Source organism: Thermus sp. 2.9, from assembly GCF_000794385.1.
Classification (GTDB): domain Bacteria; phylum Deinococcota; class Deinococci; order Deinococcales; family Thermaceae; genus Thermus; species Thermus thalpophilus.
Window position 1 is genome coordinate 74,378 of the sequence record NZ_JTJB01000035.1, and the last position, 18,573, is coordinate 92,950.

Sequence of the window (18,573 nt, forward strand, 5' to 3'; positions counted from 1 at the left end):
GGGAAGGGGCGGGGGTGTGCTTCCCCCGCACCTACACCGCTTGGTCTATTTTTGGGAAAGGGCCTTGTCCAAGAGGGCCTTCCACTCCTCGTAGGGGAGGAAGCCCGTGCGCTTCTCCCCGGCGATGAAGAAGGTGGGGGTCCCGGTGAGGCCGAGGTCGTTGGCCAGCTTCTGGTCAGCCAAGACGCCGTCCCGGTGCCGCCCGGAGGTCAGGCAGGCTTGGAAGGCTTGGGTGTCCAGGCCCATCTGCCCCGCCAGGTCCACCAGGTAGCGGTCCAGGACCCCGCCCGCGAGGTTGCCCCAGGCGCTCGCAGAGCGGAAGAGGACCTCGTGGTACTCGTAGTAGCGCCCCTGCTCATGGGCGCAGGCGGCGGCCTCACTCGCCCGGATGACGTTTTCTTGCCCGGGGAAGGGGAAGTCGCGGAAGAGGTAGCGCACCTTGCCGGTGTCTATGTATTCCGCCCTGAGCCGGGGAAGGACGTTTAGGGCGTGGTTTTGGCAGTGGGGGCAGAGGTAGTTGGAGAAGTCCACCACCACCACGGGGGCGTTCAGAGACCCCAAGGCGAAGCGGGCCCCTTGGGCGGGGTCCAGACCCGCCTTGCCCTTGGGCCCCCACAGGATCCAGCCCAGGCCCACAAGGGCCAGGACCACCACCACGAGAACGATGGCGCGCGGCATGAACTCACTCTACCCCGTTTTTCCCTGAGAAGGCTTAGCCCAGGTAGGGGGCCTGGCGGGCGTCCCCCTCGGGGGTGACGTAGAAGGGGTTGGCGTCGGTGGAGACCATCTCCTCCTGGTCCAAAGCCTCTTGGAGGTCCTTGGGCAGGACGAACAGGGCCTCGAGGTAGTGGGCGTTCAGGTGGCGCAGGGCCAGGCGGCGTTCCCGGATGCGGGCCTCCATGACCCCCTCCGAGAAGGCGGCGGGGTCAAAGGCGTCCGAGGCCAGGAGGAAGCCGAAGTTGAGGAAGAAGCCCGGGATGTGATTCTTGTAGCTCCGCACGTAGCGGAAAGCCTCCCGCACCGTGCGGTGGACCACGGGGTGGACCCGGTGGTGGGTGAGCATGATCATCCCCGCCTGCATCCCCATCACCCCCCCCGGGTTCAGGTGGGCCTTCACCAGGCGGTAAAACTCCACGGTGTAGAGGAGGCGGGCCGGGTTGTCCTCCCCCACGGGGTCGGTGAGGTCAATGATCACCACGTCGTAAGTGTCCCGGGTCTTTTCCAGGTAGGCTCGGGCGTCGTCAATGATGAGGACCGCGCGGGGGTCGTCAAAGGCCCCTTGGTGCCACTCGGGCATGTGGGCCTTGGCCAGCTCCACCAGCTCCCCGTCAATGTCCACCATCACCGCCTTTTCCACCGTGGGGTGCTTGAGCACCTCCCGCAGGGTGGCCCCTTCCCCGCCCCCCACGATGAGCACGCTCTTGGGCTCGGGGTGGGAGAGCATGGCGGGGTGGACCAGGGTTTCGTGGTAGATGTACTCGTCCTTTTCCGTGCTCTGCACGTCCTTGTCCAGGACCAGCACCTTGCCGAAGCCCTTGCTCTCAAAGAGGAAGTAGTCCTGGTAGCGGGTGCGGCCCGAGGCGATCACCCGCTCCATACGCCGCACCATGGTCTCGTAGGGGGTGATGTGCTCAAAGAAGTACATGCCGTAATCCATGGCTAACCTCCTGTAGCGCCGAGGGTCCGGCGCCGGATGGCGTGCTCCGTGCCCCGCCAGTAGCGGAAGGCCGACTCCTTCTTGGCCCCGAAGGCCCGGGAGAGCCCTTTGAGCACCTCTTCCGGGTCCACACCGTCGCGGTAGAAGTAGAGGTCCAAGGTGGCGGAGGCGTTGTCCTCGGGCCAGGTGTGGATCATCACCGCCGCCACCGGGCTCACCACCGCGGCGGAAAGCCCCTGGGGGTGGAACTTGTAGACCACGGACTGGACCGAGTCCTTAGGGGCCCCCAAGCGCATCACCGCGTCCAAGAGGGCCGCCTCCACCATCTTGGGGTTTTCCAGCACGTCCAGATCGCAGCCGTAAATCTCCGCTACCCAGCGCCCGCCCGGCACCGCTTCCACAAGGGGCCATGATAGCACACCCCTAGCCGAAGAAGTCCTTGAGTTGCTCCTTGGTGATCAGGACCTCCCGGGGTTTGGAGCCCTTGGGGGGGCCCACGATGCCCATGGCCTCGAGGGCGTCCATGAGCTTCCCGGCGCGGGCGTGGCCGATGGAAAGCCGGCGTTGCAGGCGGCTCACCGAGCCGTAGCCCTCCTCCACCACGATCTCCGCCGCCTTCCTCAGAAGGGGGTCGGAGAAGTCCACCTCTCCCGGCCCGGTGCCCTCCGGGGCCTTGGGGGGCTCAAAGTCGGCCCCGTAGGCCTCGGCGAAGCGGTCCTCAAAGCTTTGCCCCCGGAGGAAGCCGGCGAGGCGGGCCACCTCCTCCTCGGAGAGGTAGGGCACCTGGAGGCGCACGGGCTTGGTGAGGCCGGGCTGGTGGAAGAGGGCGTCCCCTTGGCCGATGAGCTTCTCCGCCCCTTGCGTGTCCAGGATGGTGCGGGAGTCAAAGCCGCTGGCCACGGCGAAGGCCAGGCGGGCGGGGATGTTCACCTTGATGAGGGAGGTGAGGATGTCCACGCTGGGGCGCTGGGTGGCGAGGACGAGGTGCATCCCCGTGGCCCGGCTCATTTGGGCCAGGCGCAGGATGGCCGCCTCCACCTCCTTGGGGGCGGTCATCATGAGGTCGGCGAGCTCGTCCACCACGATGACCAGATAGGGCAGGGTTTCCCCGCCCTCCTTTTCCATCTTGGCGTTGTACTGCTCCAGGTTCCTGGCCCCCACCTGGCTCATGAGGCGGTAGCGCCTCTCCATGTGGGCCACCGCCCCCTGCAAGACCCCGGCGGCCTCCTCGGGGCTCGTCACCACGGGACGCACCAGGTGGGGGATGCCCTCGTAGGGGGTGAGCTCCACCATCTTGGGGTCAATGAGGAGGAGGCGCAAGGTGGTGGGGAGGTGCTTGAAGAGGAGGCTTGCGATGAGGACATTGATGGCCACGCTCTTGCCGCTTCCCGTGGAGCCGGCGATGAGGAGGTGGGGCATCTTGGCCAGGTCCCGCACCCAGATCTCCCCCTCGATGCTCTTGCCCAGGACCAGGGGCAGGAGGGCCTTGGCGTGTTGGAAGCTTGGGGAAAGAACCGCCTCGGAGAAGCGCACCAGCTCCCGCTTGGGGTTGGGCACCTCTAGCCCCACGGTGTTCTTCCCGGGGATGGGGGCCTCAATCCGCACCGCCCCCACCGCCAGGGCCCGGGCCAGGTCGTTCTGCAGGCTTTGGATGCGGCTGATCTTCTCCCCGGGGGCGGGGAGGAGCTCGTAGCGGGTGACGCTTGGCCCCCGGGCATGGCCCACCACCTCCGCCTGCACGCCGAACTGCTTGAGGGTTTCGGCGATGGCCCGCTTGAGCCTTTCCGCCTCCTCCTCCAGGGCGCGGACGCTTCCCTTGGGCTCCGGGGGGTCCAAAAGCCCGGGGGTGGGCAGGGTGAGGGCGGTGCTGGGCGCCACCGCCACCCGGGCCTCCCCTTGGGGCTTAGGCGGCTCCTTGGGGGGTGGGGCGGGCTCGGGGAAGACCAGGTCCAGGTCAAAGGGCTCGGGGTCGGGGGCCGGCTCGGGCTTGGTTTGCGCCTGGGAGGGCCTGGGCGGGGGGTTGCCCGTGAGGAGGGCCTTGAGGGCCTCCGCCTGGAGCTCCTTGGGAGCGGTGAGGAAGGGGAAGAAGCGGGCGAGCTCCTCCTGGCGCCTTTCCAGGTCCTCCACCAAGCCGGCGAGCTCTGCGAACCGGGCCCGCCGCGCCTCCCGCAGCCTTTGCCCAAGGAGGAGCCCCTTTAGGGAAGGGCGGAGCTGGGGGATGGCCTTTAGGGCCTGGAGCCTCGCCCTAAGGGCCTGGGCCTCGAGGTGCAAGGCGGCGCGCCGTTCCTCCAGGGCCTCCCGCAAGGGGCCCTCCCCCGGGAGGGGGGTTTTGAGGGCGTTTTCCAGGGCGAGGAGGTTGGGCTCCAGGGGCCTTTGGTCCGCCTCCAGTTGGCGCCTTAGCTCCGCCACCCGCTCCTCCAAGAAGGCCCGGAGCGCTCCCTCCACCCCGGGGAGCTCCTCGGGGGTGAGGGTTTTGCCCAGGGTGTGGAGGGCGGTGTGCTCCGGGTAAAGCCGGGCTAGGGCCCGGATCCGTTGCCGCAAGAGGAGGGCCTTTAGGGCGTGGCGGGCCCGCCGCACCCCTTCCACCCCCATGCGGAGCCCCCTTAGGAGGAGGGAAAAAGGCCTTTGCCCAAGCCAAAGGTCCAAGACGGCGCTGGCCAGGAGGGGGGAAAGGATTAGGCCCAAGGCCCCCGCCCGGGCCTCGAGGAAACCCCGAACCCCTTGGCCCACGTCCCCCGCCAAGGGCCCCGCCAGGGGGAGGAGGCTAAAGGCGAGGAGGTAGAGGAAGAAGAGGTGGCGGAGGAGGGGCTTTAGGGGCTTTTGCCGGTAAAGGGCCAGGGCCACCAGGGCGAGGCTTGGGGGAAGCAAATAACCCGGCAAGCCTGCCGCCCGGTAGAAGGCGCTCAAGGTTTCCCCCACCGCCCCTGTGTTCCAGGGGAAGAAGGGGGAAAGCAGGAAAAAAGCCAGCCCTCCCAAGAGGGCGGCCTGGCCCTCGCGCTCGGGACCTTGGGCGGGCTTCGCGGGCTTCCGCTTGGCCATCGCAACGATTATATGGCGCACTCCGGGCAACGGCCATAGACCGTGACCTCGTGGCCCTCGGCCTGGAAGCCCGGCGGTAGGTGGGTAAGGGCGAGCTCGCACCCCAAAAGCTCAAAAACCCGGCCGCAGCGACGGCAGAAAAAGTGGTGGTGGTGCTCCAGGCCCGCGGGCTCGTACCGGGGGGGCTCCCCGGGCAAGGCCACGGGGGTGAGGAAGCCCTCCTCCACCAAGGCCTTCAGGTTGCGGTAGACGGTGGCGAGGCCCAAGGAGGGCACCTTCCTCCGGGCCAGGGCCAAGACTTCTTGGGGGGAAAGGGGCCGTTTGGCCTCCAGAAACGCCTCCCGGATGGCCCGCCTTTGCTTGGTGGCCCGCTCCATGCCCCCAGGATACCCCAGGTGAAAACCGCCTTTCATCTTCGGGGGCTAAAGTGGGGGCATGCGGGTTTGGCCTATGCTCGTGCTTTTGCTCCTCCCCGCTTGGGCGGAAGGAGGGTATCTCCTGGGGCGCATCCTGGCCCTGGACCCGGGAAGGGGCGTGGCGGAGGTCCTGGTGGAGGGGAAGCGGGTGGAAGCCCTCCTGCCCGCGGACGGGGGGGGTTTCCGGGAGGGGGAGCGGGTGGTCCTCTACCGGGAAGGGGAGCGGCTTTACGTCACGGAGCCCGACAGGCTTCCCCACCTCGCCTTTCTCCTTGGCCTTTTCGCCCTCTTTGCCCTTCTCCTCGGGCGGGGGAAGGGGGTTAGGGGGCTTTTGGGCACCTTCTTGAGCCTCCTGGTGGTGGTCTACTTCGTGGTGCCGCGGGTGGCCGCGGGGGGAAATCCCCTCCTTTACGCCTTTACGGGGAGCGTGGGCGTCCTCTTCCTCACCCTGTACCTGGTGCACGGGGTGAACCGCAAGACCACCGCCGCCCTTTTGGGCACGCTCCTTTCCGTGGCCTTCGTCCTGGGGCTCGCCCTCCTCTTCACCCGGGCCATGGGCTTCACCGGCCTGGCCTCGGAGGAGGCCCTTCTCCTCCGGCAGTGGGGCGGGGTGGACCTGGTTTCCCTCTACCTGGCGGGGGTGGTGGTGGGGGCCTTGGGGGCCCTGAACGACGTCACCGTGACCCAGGCGGCGGTGGTCCAGGCCCTGAGCCACGCCAACCCCCGCTGGGGCGTGGGGGAGCTTTACCGCCGGGGGATGGAGGTGGGTTACGACCACATTGGGAGCCTGGTGAACACCCTGGTCCTGGCCTATGCCGCCGGGTCCTTGCCCCTTTTCCTCCTCCTCACCAGGGACCCCACCCCCTTGCGCTTTCTCCTAAACACCGAGCCCTTCGCGGCGGAGATCGCCAGCATGGTGCTCGGCTCCTTGGGGCTTCTCCTGGCGGTTCCCCTCACCACCTTGGTGGCGGCCTTGGCCTTTCGGGGCGGGCGGGGTAGGCCTCCCGACCACGGCCACGCCCACTAAGGCATAATGGGTGCCGTGCGCCTTCTTCACACGGCGGACTGGCACTTGGGAAAGGTATTAAGAGGCGTGGACCGCACCCCGGAGATCGCACAGGCCCTGAAGGACCTTTTGGAAATCGTCAGGAAGGACCGGGTGGACCTCGTCCTGGTGGCGGGGGACCTCTTTGACCGGCCCCAGGTTTCCGCGGAGGCGGAGGCCTTGGCGGTGGAGTTTTTCCTGAGGCTGAGGGAGCTTGGGGTCCCCGCCCTGGTGATCGCCGGCAACCACGACCCCAAGGAGCGCCTCGAGGCCCTTTCCCCCCTCCTCGCCCTGGCCGGGGCCACGGTGCGGGGCCGGCCCCTTTTCCGCGAGGAAGGGGGGGTGGTGCAGGTCCTGGGGGTCGGGGCGGCCCTCCTGCCCTTCGTGTCCGAGAGGGTGCTCATGAAAAAGCTCTGGCAGGAGGCGGAGGGGCGCCACCAGACCTACGCCGAAAGCATGCGGCGCATCCTGGACAACCTGGCGAGCCCCCTGATGCTGGGCCACTTCGCCGTGGTGGGGGCGCGGCCTGGGGGAGGGGAGTTCGCCTTCCACCTTTCCGAGGCCTACGCCGTGCCCACGGCCTTTTTGCCCCTTTCCGCCCGGTACGTGGCCTTGGGCCACATCCACCGCCAACAGGCGGTTTCCGAGGCCCCTTTGGCCTGGTACTCGGGAAGCCTAATCCAGTTGGACTTCGGCGAGGGGGAGGAGGCGGAGCGGGGGGCGCTTTTGGTGGAGCTTCCCCCCTCGGGGCCTCCCAAGGTCCACCCCATCCGGGAGCGTTGGGGCAAGCCCCTAAGGACTTACCGCCTTTCCCCGAAGGACCTGGATGGGAGGCTGGAGGAGCTAAGGGGCTTTCCCGGCTACCTGAGGCTCGTGGTGGAGGGGAGGCTTTCCGCTGTGGTGCGGGAGAGGCTCTTCCAGGCCCTGCCCAACCTCCTCGCCGTGGAGGGGGCGGGGGTCTCGCCCGAGGAGATCCAGGGGGAAGGGGGGGCGGAGCTTGGCCTCCTCGAGGCCTACGCCCGCTACCTGGAGGAAAAGGGGCGCAAGGAGGAAGGGCTTCTGCAAGGTCTAAAGCAGGTGCTCACGGAGGTGGAGCTTGAGGCCCTTGCGCTTGGAACTTGAGGGGTTTGGCCCCTACCGGGAGCGGCAGGAGGTGGACTTTTCCGATGTGGAGCTCTTCGCCATCACCGGGCCCACGGGGAGCGGCAAGAGCACCCTTTTAGACGCCATGGCCTTCGCCCTTTACGGCCGCGTGCCCCGGGTGGGCCGCAACGTGGCGGACCTGGTCCACCCCGCCTTGGGGGAGGCCCGGGTGCGCCTCACCTTCCAGGTGGGGGAGCGGGTCTACCGGGTGGAGCGGGTGCGGGGCAGGCGGAGCGAGGCCCGCCTCTTTGCCCTGGATGGGGGCGGGGAGCGCCTCGTCCCCTTGGAGGGCCTGGAGGAGGTGAACCGGAGGGTGGAAGGGCTATTGGGCCTCTCCTACGAGGCCTTCACCCGGGCCCTCCTCCTGCCCCAAGGGGAGTTTGACCGCTTCCTGAAGGGGGAGGCCAAGGAGCGAAGGCGCATCCTCCTGGACCTATTTGAGCTTGCGAGGCTGGAGAAGGCCCGGGAGAAGGCGGCTTCCAGGCGGGCCTCCCTGCTGGAGGAGAAGGGGCGGCTGGAGGGGGAGCTAAAGACCCTCGAGGACGCCACCCTCGAGGCGCTGGAGGCCTTGGAGGGGACGCTTGCCCATAGGGAGGCGGAGGCGGAAAGGCTTGGGGAGGCGGTGGAGCGCCTGGAAAGGGAGGCCAAGGAGGCGGAGACCCTCTTCCAACACCTGGAAAGGCGCCACCACTTGGAGACGAGGAGGGAGCGCCTTTTGGGAGAGGCCTCCGCCATGGAGGATCTGCGGAAGCGCCTGGTCCGGGCGGAGGAGGCCGCTCGGGCCCTGCGCCTTTGGGAGGCCTACCGGGAGAAGGAGGCCGCCCTGCGGGCCACGGAGGCGGGGCTTGGGGAGCTTGAGGGGAGGCTTTCGGAGCTGGAAGGGAAGCGGAAGGCGTTGGCCTTCCATCCCGAGGCCCTGCGGGAGGCGAGGAAGGCCCTCTGGGAGGCCCGGAAGCTAGAGCGCTTGGAGGTCCTCTGGCGCCGGGTGGGGGTGAAGGAGCACCCAAGCCCCCGTCTGGACCCCGAGGCCCTGGAGGCCCTTCTGGACGAGGAACCCCGTCTGGAAGGGGAGGTGCGGGCCCTGGAGGCTTGGGCCGAGGCCAGGAAGCGGCGCTTAGCGGGGGAGGCGGCCTTGGCCCAGCTTAGGGAAGCGCTAAAGGAGGTGGAGGCGGAGGGCAAGGCGAAGCGGGAGGAGGTGGAGGCCCTGGCCGAGGCCCTGAAGGGGGCGGAGGCCCACGCGCTAAAGGAGGAGCTTTCCTCCCTAAAGGAGGCCTTGGACCGCTTGCAGGGGGAAAAGGCGCGGCTGGAGGGGGAGCTCGCCGCTTTGGAGCTGGAGGAGAGGCGGCAGGGGCTATTGGCCTACCACGACCTCCTGGAGCCCGGCAAGCCCTGCCCCCTTTGCGGGGGGCTCGTCCACACCCTGCCCCCAAGGCCGGAGGGGGTGGACCTGGTCCCGCGGCGGCGGGTCCTGGAAAGGGCGCTAAGGGAGGTTCTGGCGGAGCTTGGGCGCCTCCGTCAGGCGGTCTCGGCCAAGGAGGAGGCCCTGGAGGGGCTCGGGGTGGGGCCCAGGCCCGGGGACCTCGAGGCCCTAAAGAAGGCCCACGCCGAGGCACAGAGGGCCTTGGAGGCCCTCCGGGACCGCTACCAGGAGCTGAGGGGTGAGGTGAAGGCCAAAGAGAAGGAGGTGGAGGGGCTTCGGGCGGAGGAGGCCCGCCTCCGCCCGCACCGGGAGGGGGAGCCGGAGGTCCTCCTCGCCGAGGCCCGGGCCGCCTTGGCGGCCTTGAGGGAGGAGAAGGCCGCCCTAGGGGCTGGGCTCTACCGGTACCTTCTGGAGGTTACCGGGGGCAAGGGGGTGGGGGGTTACCTGGAGGCCCTCGGCCAGGCGGTGCGGGACCTGGAGGAAAGGGAGGCCCAGGATAGGGTTCTCGCCGAGGCCGAGGAGGGGTTGCGCCGGGACCTCGCCGCCCTGCGAGCCAAAAGGGAGGAGCAGGCAAAGGCCCTGGCCGAGGCGGAAGCCCTGGTCCAAGGCCTCATGCCCGAGGAGGAGGCGAGAACCCTCTACCTCCCTCCCCAGGAGGCGGAGGCCCTGCGGAACCGCCTCAAGGCCCACGAGGAGGAGTTCGCTGAGGTGGAGGCCCTTCTGAAGGCCTTGCCTCCCTTGCCCGACATTCCCTTGGAGGAGGCCCGCACCCGCCTCGAGGCGGCAAAGGAAGCCTTGGACCAGGCGCGGGGGCGGCTTGGGGAGCTCCAGGGGGAGGTGGCCGTCCTGCGGGACCGGGTGAAGGCCCGGCGGGAAAGGCTTGAGCGCCGCCGGGAGTTGGAGGGTTGCCTGGCGGAGGTGGTGCGGGAGGTGGACCTATGGGACAAGCTGGCCCGCGACCTTCAGGAAAACAACTTCCCCGCCTACCTCCTGGGCCTAAGGCAAAGGAGCCTGGTGGAGCGGGCGGATGCCCTTCTTGCCACCCTCTCCGGGGGGCGGTACCGCCTCTTGGGCAAGGGGGACGAGTACGAGGTCTATGACCTCTGGACCGAAGCCCGCCGCCCGGTGAAGACCCTTTCCGGGGGGGAGAGCTTCCTGGCGAGCCTCTCCTTGGCCCTGGCCCTTTCCGAGGAGCTCTCCCGGGGCCGCCTGGGGGCCCTCTTTTTGGACGAGGGGTTCGGCACCCTGGACCCGGAGGCCCTCGAGGGGGTGGCGGCCGTCCTGGAAAGCCTCCCCACCCGGGGGAGGCTCGTGGGCATCGTGACCCACGTGGAGGCCCTGGCGGAGCGTCTTCCCGCCAGGCTTCGGGTGCGCAAGCACCCTTCCGGGAGCCGGGTGGAGTGGGCCTAGGGAGGAGAGTTCCGGGCTGGCCCTGGGGTGAATGCCGGCGCAGGGCCTCGAGGGGGGCGCTGTGCCTTCCGGTCAGGGGGCTAACAAAAATGCTCCGGATAACCGGGAGCGTAAGGACAAGGTTCTCCTAGGGGTGGTCCTCGGGCCACCTTTTCTTGACCCGGTCTAAGCCCTCTTTTAGACTGGGGGTGGAGGTGAAAATGAAGCGGCTTATCGCCCTCCTTTGGCTTTTGGGTTTGGCCTTGGCCCAGGGGCTTGCCCTTTGGCAGGCGGTGGAGGTGCCGGGTGGGGTTTGCGCCGACGGGTCTCCCTACCGCTTTTACGTGAGCCCAGGGGACCCCAGGAAGGTGGTCCTGGACTTCCAGGGGGGTGGGGCCTGCTGGGACGCCGCCACCTGTGGCCCGGAAAGCCGCACCTACCGCAAGCGGGTGGACACGCAGGAGCTCGCCCTCGCCCAAGGCATCTACAACCGCATCAGCGTGGCCAACCCCTTCTACGGCTGGACCCACGTCTTCATCCCCTACTGCACCGGGGACCTCCACGTGGGCCGGGCCACGGTGGACTACGGGGGCTTTAGGGTCCACCACCAGGGGGCGCGGAACGTCCAGGCGGTGCTGGAGTACGTCTTCAAGAACCACACCAACCCGGAGCGGGTCTTCGTCACCGGATGTAGCGCCGGGGCTTACGGGGCGGTCTTCTGGGCGGACAAGGTGTTTTCCACCTACAAGAACGCCCAGGTGGCCGTCTGCGGGGACGCCGGGGTGGGGGTGCGCACGGAGGGCTTCCCCGGCTTCGCCCGCTGGAACCCGCGCCTGCCCGACCTGCCCGGCCTCTCCGCGAACCCCGAGGTGTGGCAGATCTACCTGGCCTTGGCCAAAGCCTACCCCAAGGCGGTCTTGGCCCAGTACACCACGGTCCTGGACGGCACCCAGATCTTCTTCTACGGCCTCATGAAGGGGGAGGCCACCCCTTCCGAGGCCACCGCACGGGAATGGGCGCAAAAAGCTTTGGAGGCGGTGCTCCGCCCCGCCCAGGCGGAAAACTACACCTTCTACCTGGCCCTAGGGGGCCAGCACTGCATCCTGCCCCGCCCCGAGCTCTACACGGCGAAGGTGGGGGAGGTGAGCTTCTTGGACTGGCTCAGGGGCCTGGCGGAGGGGAAGGTGCCCCCTCGGGTGCGCCCTTAAGGCCAAAGCCGGCGAACCAGTCCTTTAGCCCGGGATATAGCGCCAAAAGCAGGCGGTGGCCCTTCCTGCGGTCCAGGGGGGCCTCCGCCAAAAAGGCCCTTAAGAGGCGGTCGCCGTTCTCCCGGAGGAGCCCTTCCGCCTTCAGGGTGAACTGGGCCTGGAACCAAAGCGCCCCCTCCAGCCCTCCTCGCCGCCTTTCGTAGGCGGAAAGGCTTTTCCTTGGGGGTGTGAGGCGGGCCAGGTGGCGGCTCCAGGCGAGGAGGAGGTCCGCCAGGTGGGGCCTCGCCTCCTTGAGGGCCAGCAGGAAGAGGTAGTTGGCGAAGAACTCGTCCAGCCACCTGGCCCCGGTGCGGAGCCGCCAGGCCACCTGGACGGCGTGGGCGTACTCGTGCCCCAGGTTGAGGTCCAGGAAGGCGGGGATCTCCCCGGGAGGGGGGCCCAGGGGCAGAAGGGCCTCCCGCAGGCGGTGCACGAGCCTTTCCGGATAGGTGAGGGGGGCGTAAAGGGCCAGGCCCTCGAGCCCGGCGTGCTGGAAGGGAAGGCCGTAGGGGTAGGGAAGCGAAGCCCGCCACTCCTTTTCCGAGAGGACGTAAAGGGCCACGGGGGGGAGGGGGGCGTAGCGGGCGTAGACCTCCCGAAGGGCCAGGAGGTATTCCTGCAGGGCCCGGGCCCGCAAGGCTCCTCCTTCCGAGAAGAAGGCGGGGAGGTGGGGGTGGGGGAGGGCCCGCATCAGATCACTTCCCTAAAGCCGATGCGCTCCGCTTGGGCCTTGAGTTCCGCCTTTAGGGCCTGGTGCTCGGGGCGGGAGAGGTCGGGGTCGGCCTCGAGGATCCGCTTGGCCAAGGCCCGGGCCCGCTCAATGATCGCTGTGTCCTCCGCCAGGTCGCCAAGCTTGAGCTCGGGGTAGCCGGACTGCCGCGTGCCCCTAAGCTCCCCGGGCCCCCTTAGCTTCAGGTCCACCTCGGCGATGTAAAAGCCGTCCGTGGACTCCTCCAGGACCTTGAGGCGCTTGAGGGTCCTCTGGCTCGCCTCCCCCGCCAGGAAGATGGCGTAGCCCTCGAGGCCCCCCCGCCCCACCCGGCCCCGGAGTTGGTGGAGCTGGGCGAGGCCGAAGCGCTCGGCGTTTTCCACGATGATGAGGGTGGCCTTGGGGATGTCCACCCCCACCTCTATCACCGTGGTGGACACCAGGAGGTCAAAGGCCCCTTGGCGGAAAGCTTCCATGACCTCCTCCTTTTCCCGGGCGGGCATCTTGCCGTGGAGGAGGGCCATGCGCACCTCGGGGAGGAGGGCCTTGAGCTCTTCGTACAGGCTTTTCGCCGCCTTAAGGTCCAGTTCCTCGTTCTCCTCAATGGCCGGCGCCACCACGAAGACCTGGTGGCCCTTCTTCACCTCCTCCCGGGCGAAGGCGTAGGCCTGGAGGCGCAGGCGGTGGGGCAGGACCTTGGTCTTCACGGGCGTGCGCCCGGGGGGCATCTCGTCCAGGAGGCTCACCTCCAGGTCCCCGTAGAGGGTGAGGGCCAAGGAGCGGGGGATGGGGGTGGCGGACATCACCAGGACGTCGGGGGGGTGCTGGGCCATCTTCAGGAGGGCCCGCCGCTGAAGCACCCCGAAGCGGTGCTCCTCGTCCACCACGGCGAGGCCCAGGTCCCTAAAGGCCACCCCCTCTTGGATGAGGGCGTGGGTGCCCACCGCCACCTGGGCCTCCCCTCGGCTTAGGCGCCCGATTGCCGCCTCCTTCTCCTTCTGGGTCATGGAGCCCAGGAGGAGCTCCACCCGCACCCCCAGGGGGAAGAGGTAACGGGTGAGGTTTTGGAAGTGCTGCCGCGCCAGGATCTCCGTGGGGGCCATGAGGGCCCCCTGCGCCCCGTTTTGCGCCGCCAGGTAGAGGGCGAAGGCCGCCACCACCGTCTTCCCCGAGCCCACGTCGCCCTGGAGGAGGCGGGCCATCTGCCTCGGGCTTTGCATGTCCTTTGCGATCTCCCCCATGACCCTTTCCTGGGCCCGGGTGAGGGGGAAGGGAAGGGCCTTTTTGAAGGTTTCCACCCAGGCCGCCTCCACCCGGAAGCTCCGGCCCAGCACCATCCCCCCGGCGTCCAGGAGGGCCTTGAGCTCCAGGAGGAGGTACTCGTCAAACTTGAGCCGCAAAAGGGCTCGCTTGAGCGCCTCCTCGTCCTCGGGGAAGTGGATGTTCTTGAGGGCCCTGTTGTAGTCCTCTAGCCCCTCCGCCTCCCGGTAGGGGCCCAAGGGGTCGGGCAGGGGCAGGGCCAGTTCCAGGGCCCGCTGCGCCGTGCGCCGGAGGAAGGCCTGGCTTATCCCTTCCTTGGCGGGGTAGATGGGGACGATGCGCCCGGTGGAAAGGGACTCCGTGCCCTCGTCCTCAAAGTGCTCCACGAAAAGCTGCACGCCCCCCCGCCGCTGCACCCGGCCGGTGACGATGAGGGTGGCGCCCTCCTCCACCTGGGAAAGGACCCAAGGCTGGTTGAACCAGACCAGGGTGAGCCGAAAGCCCCAGGCGTCCTGGGCCTTCACCTGCACCACCTGCATGCCCTTCTTGGGGGTTTTGATGAGTTCCTTGCTGAGGACCTTGACCTGCAAGGTGGCCTTCTTCCCGTCCTCCAGGAAGCGCACCCCGGGCAGGGCGCGCCGGTCCTCGTAGCGGCGGGGGTAGTACTGGAGCACGTCCCGCACCGTGTGGAGGCCGAGCTCGGAGAGCTTCTTGCGGCTTTGCGGGGGAGCGAGGCGGTGGGCGGGGTCCTCGAGGCCCAGGCGGGAAGGGGGAGGGGTTTGGGGTTTTGCCTGGGGAAGGCCACTTTGGAGGAGGCGGATGGCGGCCTCCAGGACCTCTTTCCGCTCCTTCGGGGTTTTGGCCCCGTAGCCCTGGAAGAGCCGCTGGACCTCGGGGAAGGGCCGGGCCAGGTTTTGCACCAGGCCTTCCAGACCCCCCACCACCACCCGGTCCAACGCCCCGTCTTTGAGCTCCCGCAGAAGGGGCCTTAGAAGCCTCTCCCGAAGCTCCCCTTCCCTCACGCTCCCCATGATACCCTTAGGCCTGTGAGCCGCGTGGAGCGACTACCGAATGGCCTCCTCCTGGCCCTGGAGGAACGGGATTACCCGGGGGTGGCCTTCCAACTTTTGGTCCCCGCCGGGGCGGTGAACGAACCCGAGGGGCTTTTGGGGGCCAGCACCCTCCTGGAGGGCTGGCTTTGGAAGGGGGCGGGGGAGCTGGACGCCCGGGCCTTGGCCGAGGCCTTGGACGCTTTGGGGGTGCGGCGGAGTAGCGGGGCGGGGTTGGAGTACACCGCCTTTTCCGCCGCCTTTTTGCCCGAGGTGCTGGAGGAGGTCTTCCGCCTTTACGCCCTCCTCCTCACCCGGCCCCGCTTGCCCGAGGAGGGGTTTGAGGCGGTGCGGAGCGTGGCGCTTCAGGCCCTTCTTTCCCAAGAGGACCAGCCGGCTCGGAAGCTTTTTTCCGAGCTTCGCCGCCGCGTCTTCCTCTCCCCCCACGGGCGCGACCCCTTGGGGGAAGAGGAAAGCTTGAAGCGGGCAAGCCCGAAGGCGGTGCGGAAAGACTTCAGGAGGCGCTACACCCCCAAGGGGGCCATCCTGGCGGTGGCGGGGGGGGTTTCCTGGGAGCGCCTCCTTGGGGCCCTCGAGCCCCTTTTGGCCTGGGAGGGAGAGGAGGCCTCTTACCCGGCGCCAACGCTTTCCAAACCCCACCGCTTTACCCTGGAAAGGCCCACGGCCCAGGTGCAGATCGGCCTGGCCTACCCCGACGTGGGGCCGGAAGACCCCAGGTTTTACGCCGCCCGGCTCGCTCTGGAGGTCCTCTCCGGGGGCATGGCGAGCCGCCTCTTCACCGAGGTGCGGGAGAAGCGGGGCCTGGTATACGCCGTTTCCGCCTTCCCCGCCGGGGTCAAGGGCCAGGGCCTCCTCATGGCCTACGCCGGCACCACCAAGGAAAGGGCGGGGGAGACCTTGGCGGTGATGCTACGGGAGATGGAACGCCTGCAGGAAGGGGTGGCGGAGGAGGAGCTCGCCCGGGCCAAGGTGGGTTTGAAGACTGCCCTGGTGATGGCGGACGAGTCCATAAGGAGCCGGGCCGCTTCCATGGCCCGGGACCTCTTCTACCTGGCACGGGTCCGCTCCTTGGCGGAGATAGAAGGGGCCATTGAGGGGACGGGCCTCGAGGCGGTGAACCGCTTCCTGCGGGAGCACCCCTACCGGAACCCCTGGGTCGGGCTTTTGGGAGAGGTAAGCCATGTTTCGTGAGGCAGAGCTAAAAAACGGCCTTAAGGTCATCGCCGAGGTCTTGCCCGAGGCCAGGAGCGTGGCCCTGGGCTACTTCGTGAAGACAGGGGCCCGGGACGAGGCCAAGGAGGAAAGCGGGGTAAGCCACTTCCTGGAGCACATGGTCTTCAAGGGGCCCGAGGGGATGGACGCCCTTTCCGTAAACCTGGCCTTTGACCGGATGGGGGCGCAGTACAACGCCTTCACCTCCGAGGAGGCCACGGTCTACTACGGGGCGGTGTTGCCGGAGTTCGCCTTTGACCTTCTGGCCCTTTTCACCAAGCTCCTGCGTCCCGCCTTGCGCCAAGAGGACTTTGACACGGAGAAAAAGGTCATCCTGGAGGAGATCGCCCGCTACGAGGACCGCCCTGGGTTCATGGCCTACGACTGGGCCCGGGCCCGCTTCTTCCGGGACCACCCCTTGGGGAATAGCGTGTTGGGCACCAAGGAGAGCATCACCGCCCTCACCCGGGAGCAGATGGCGGCCTACCACACCCGGCGCTACCTGCCCAAGAACATGGTCCTGGCCGCCACGGGCCGGGTGGACTTTGCGCGGCTCCTTGCCGAGGCGGAGGCCCTCACCGCCTCCTGGCGGGAAGGGGAAGCGGGGCGGCGCTATCCCCCCCTTTCCCCGGCCGTGGGCCTAGAGGAAAAGCCCTACGGGAAGGCTCGGGCCCTTTACCTGGTGGGGCTCTTCCCCGGGGTGGCCTACCAGGAGGAAGCGCGCTTCGCCGCCCAGGTCCTGGCCCACCTCCTGGGGGAGGAGGGCTCGGGAAGGCTCCACTTCGCCCTGGTGGACCGGGGTCTGGCGGAGGTGGCCTCCTTCGGCCACGAGGAGGTGGACCGGGCGGGCTTCTTCCACGCCTACGTGCAGGCGGACCCCGGGAACAAGGAGGCGGTGCTTTCCGTCCTCCAGGAGGAGCTTGCCCGGCTGCGGCGGGAGGGGGTGCGGGCGGAGGAGGTGGAGAGGACCAAGACCCCCTTGGCCACCGCCTTGGTCTTCGCCGGGGAGACCCCCATGGGCCGGCTTTTCCACCTGGGGATGGAGTACCTCTACACGGGCCGCTACCTCTCCTTGGCGGAGCTCAAGGACCGGATCGGCCGGGTTTCCGCTCGGGAGGTGAACGCCCTTTTGGAGCGGGGGCTTTTGGACGAAGGGTTCTACTACCTGGTCGTGCCCCATGGAGCCTAAAGCCTTAGGGGCGGCCCTCATCACCATCCTCTTTTGGGCGAGCGCCTTCGCCGGCATCCGGGCCGGGCTAAAGGGCTTGTCCCCAGGGCATTTGGTCCTCCTGCGCTTTTTGGTGGCGGGGACCCTTCTTCTCCTTTACGCCCGCCTCCTTGGCCTCCGCCCGCCCCGGCGGGAGGACTTACCCCGCCTTTTTGTTTTGGGCCTTTTGGGCATCACCGTGTACCACACCGCCTTGGTCCACGGGGAACTCACGGTTAGCGCCGGGGCGGCGAGCCTCCTCATCGCCACCGGGCCGGTCTTCACCGCCCTGCTTTCCCACCTCCTCCTGGGGGAGCGGCTTAGGCCGAGGGGGGTCGTGGGCTTCGGCCTCGCCCTTTTGGGCTCCGCCCTCATCGCCTGGGGGGAGGGTGGGGGCGTGGCCTTGAGCCCGGGAGCCTTCCTGATCCTCTTGGCGGCCCTTTCCACCTCCGTTTACTTCGTCTTGCAAAAGCCCCTGTTCGCCCGCTACCGGAGCGAGGAGATGACGGTCTACACCTTGGTTTTGGGTACGCTTCCCCTTTTGGTCTTCCTCCCCGGGCTGGGCGAGGCCCTGCGGGAGGCTCCTCGGCCCGCCCTTTGGGCCGCCTTGTACCTGGGGGTGTTCCCCGGGGCCTTGGCCTACCTCACCTGGACCTACGCCCTTTCCCGAACCCCGGCCTCGAGGCTCTCCTCCTTCCTCTACCTCTCCCCCCTGCTCGCCCTCCTCATCGCCTACCTCTGGCTTGGGGAGGTGCCTTCCCCCCTCTCCATCCTGGGCGGGGGGCTCGCCTTGGCGGGGGTTCTCCTGGTGAACGTAAAATAGCCCCCGAGGTGAGCTATGGAAGTGAAGACCATCGGCGTGGTGGGGGCGGGCCAGATGGGAAGCGGCATCGCCCAGGTGGCGGCCCAGGCGGGGTACGAGGTGGTGCTAGTGGACGTGGCGGAAAGCTTTTTGGAGCGGGGCCTCGCCGCCATCCGCCGCTCCTTGGGGAAGTTTTTGGAAAGGGGGCGGCTCAGTCAGGAGGCCCACGACGAGGCCTTAAGGCGCATCCGCACCAGCCTCTCCCTGGAAGCGCTGAAGGACGCTGACCTCATCGTGGAGGCCATCGTGGAGGACGAAGGGGAGAAGCGGCGGCTCTTTGAGCGGCTCTCCACCTTGGCCAAGCCCGAGGCCATCCTGGCCAGCAACACCAGCTCCATCCCCATCACCGCCTTGGCCCGCTACTCCGGGCGGCCCGAGCGCTTCATCGGCATGCACTTCTTCAACCCCGTGCCCCTCATGCAGCTGGTGGAGGTGATCCGGGGTGAGCTCACCCTGGAGACCACCCGGGAGGTGGTGGTGGCGGTGGCCAAGCGGATGGGGAAGACCCCCCTCGAGGTCCAGGACTATCCCGGCTTCGTTTCCAACCGGCTCCTCATGCCCATGATTAACGAGGCCATTGAGGCCCTGCGGGAGGGTGTGGCCACCAAGGAGGCCATTGACGGCATCATGCGCCTGGGGATGAACCACCCCATGGGGCCTCTGGAGCTAGCGGACTTCATCGGCCTAGACACCTGCTTGGCCATCATGGAGGTCCTCCACCGGGGGTTTGGGGACGACAAGTACCGCCCCTCTCCGCTCCTAAGGCGCATGGTGCAGGCCGGGCTTCTGGGCCGCAAGACGGGGCGGGGGTTCTACACCTACGACGAGAAGGGGAACAAGGTGGGCTGAAAAGACCCCGCTCTGCGGGCCTGGCCAGGGGCTGGGGGCGTTTCTCCC

Annotated in this window: 15 protein-coding genes; 8 read left to right on the forward strand and 7 right to left on the reverse strand. The window is 68.2% G+C overall.

Features of this window, described 5'->3' with window-relative positions; all coding sequences use genetic code 11:
* Nucleotides 1–45 precede the first annotated feature (45 nt).
* The 5 genes from QT17_RS09095 to QT17_RS09115 are packed head-to-tail and all read right to left on the reverse strand — an operon-like array spanning nucleotide 46 to nucleotide 5,073.
* A complete protein-coding gene (locus tag QT17_RS09095) occupies nucleotides 46–678 on the reverse strand; it encodes a DsbA family protein (RefSeq protein ID WP_039459255.1) in 633 nt (210 codons plus the stop codon).
* A gap of 34 nt (nucleotides 679–712) precedes the next feature.
* Entirely contained in the window at nucleotides 713–1,657 is a 945-nt protein-coding gene (speE, locus tag QT17_RS09100; RefSeq protein ID WP_039459257.1) for a polyamine aminopropyltransferase, read from the reverse strand.
* A gap of 2 nt (nucleotides 1,658–1,659) precedes the next feature.
* Nucleotides 1,660–2,058 (reverse strand): S-adenosylmethionine decarboxylase, encoded by a 399-nt coding sequence (speD, locus tag QT17_RS09105; RefSeq protein WP_039459258.1) that lies wholly within the window; start codon nucleotides 2,056–2,058, stop codon nucleotides 1,660–1,662.
* Between the two features lie 22 nt (nucleotides 2,059–2,080).
* Nucleotides 2,081–4,696 (reverse strand): DNA translocase FtsK, encoded by a 2,616-nt coding sequence (locus tag QT17_RS09110; RefSeq protein WP_039459260.1) that lies wholly within the window; start codon nucleotides 4,694–4,696, stop codon nucleotides 2,081–2,083.
* 8 nt (nucleotides 4,697–4,704) lie between these two features.
* Nucleotides 4,705–5,073, reverse strand: coding sequence for a zinc uptake transcriptional regulator (locus QT17_RS09115; RefSeq protein WP_039459261.1), 369 nt, complete (start codon nucleotides 5,071–5,073; stop codon nucleotides 4,705–4,707).
* Nucleotides 5,074–5,131: 58 nt separating this feature from the next.
* Here QT17_RS09115 and QT17_RS09120 point away from each other — a divergent pair, with 58 nt between their 5' ends.
* The 4 genes from QT17_RS09120 (at nucleotide 5,132) to QT17_RS09135 (ending at nucleotide 11,317) form a co-directional block, all read left to right on the forward strand.
* Nucleotides 5,132–6,139 carry a YibE/F family protein gene (locus QT17_RS09120; RefSeq protein WP_039459264.1) on the forward strand — a complete coding sequence of 336 codons (1,008 nt, stop codon included), beginning with the start codon at nucleotides 5,132–5,134 and terminating at the stop codon, nucleotides 6,137–6,139.
* Between the two features lie 15 nt (nucleotides 6,140–6,154).
* Nucleotides 6,155–7,279, forward strand: a complete 1,125-nt coding sequence (locus QT17_RS09125; protein WP_039459267.1) for an exonuclease SbcCD subunit D — start codon at nucleotides 6,155–6,157, stop codon at nucleotides 7,277–7,279.
* Nucleotides 7,263–10,130 carry an SMC family ATPase gene (locus QT17_RS09130; protein ID WP_304412963.1) on the forward strand — a complete coding sequence of 956 codons (2,868 nt, stop codon included), beginning with the start codon at nucleotides 7,263–7,265 and terminating at the stop codon, nucleotides 10,128–10,130. Before QT17_RS09125 ends, QT17_RS09130 begins: the two co-directional genes overlap by 17 nt.
* A gap of 200 nt (nucleotides 10,131–10,330) precedes the next feature.
* Nucleotides 10,331–11,317: a pectin acetylesterase-family hydrolase gene (locus QT17_RS09135; protein WP_039459273.1), complete on the forward strand. Its 987-nt coding sequence runs from the start codon at nucleotides 10,331–10,333 to the stop codon at nucleotides 11,315–11,317.
* Here QT17_RS09135 and QT17_RS09140 read toward each other — a convergent pair.
* The gene (locus QT17_RS09140) at nucleotides 11,271–12,047 is read right to left on the reverse strand and encodes a hypothetical protein (RefSeq protein ID WP_039459276.1); all 777 of its coding nucleotides are present in this window, start codon (nucleotides 12,045–12,047) and stop codon (nucleotides 11,271–11,273) included. The two genes, QT17_RS09135 and QT17_RS09140, sit on opposite strands and share 47 nt — an antisense overlap.
* A complete protein-coding gene (gene recG / locus QT17_RS09145; RefSeq protein WP_039459279.1) occupies nucleotides 12,047–14,356 on the reverse strand; it encodes an ATP-dependent DNA helicase RecG in 2,310 nt (769 codons plus the stop codon). Before recG ends, QT17_RS09140 begins: the two co-directional genes overlap by 1 nt.
* Nucleotides 14,357–14,371: 15 nt before the next feature.
* Here recG and QT17_RS09150 point away from each other — a divergent pair, with 15 nt between their 5' ends.
* From QT17_RS09150 to QT17_RS09165, 4 genes are read left to right on the forward strand one after another with little or no spacing between them, the layout of a single operon-like run.
* The gene (locus tag QT17_RS09150) at nucleotides 14,372–15,586 is read left to right on the forward strand and encodes a pitrilysin family protein (RefSeq protein WP_039459281.1); all 1,215 of its coding nucleotides are present in this window, start codon (nucleotides 14,372–14,374) and stop codon (nucleotides 15,584–15,586) included.
* Entirely contained in the window at nucleotides 15,576–16,796 is a 1,221-nt protein-coding gene (locus QT17_RS09155; protein WP_039459284.1) for a pitrilysin family protein, read from the forward strand. The genes QT17_RS09150 and QT17_RS09155 overlap by 11 nt, the downstream gene beginning before the upstream one ends.
* Nucleotides 16,786–17,637 (forward strand): DMT family transporter, encoded by an 852-nt coding sequence (locus QT17_RS09160; RefSeq protein WP_039459287.1) that lies wholly within the window; start codon nucleotides 16,786–16,788, stop codon nucleotides 17,635–17,637. Before QT17_RS09155 ends, QT17_RS09160 begins: the two co-directional genes overlap by 11 nt.
* A 15-nt stretch (nucleotides 17,638–17,652) precedes the next feature.
* Entirely contained in the window at nucleotides 17,653–18,525 is an 873-nt protein-coding gene (locus QT17_RS09165; RefSeq protein ID WP_039459290.1) for a 3-hydroxybutyryl-CoA dehydrogenase, read from the forward strand.
* Nucleotides 18,526–18,573 lie beyond the last annotated feature (48 nt).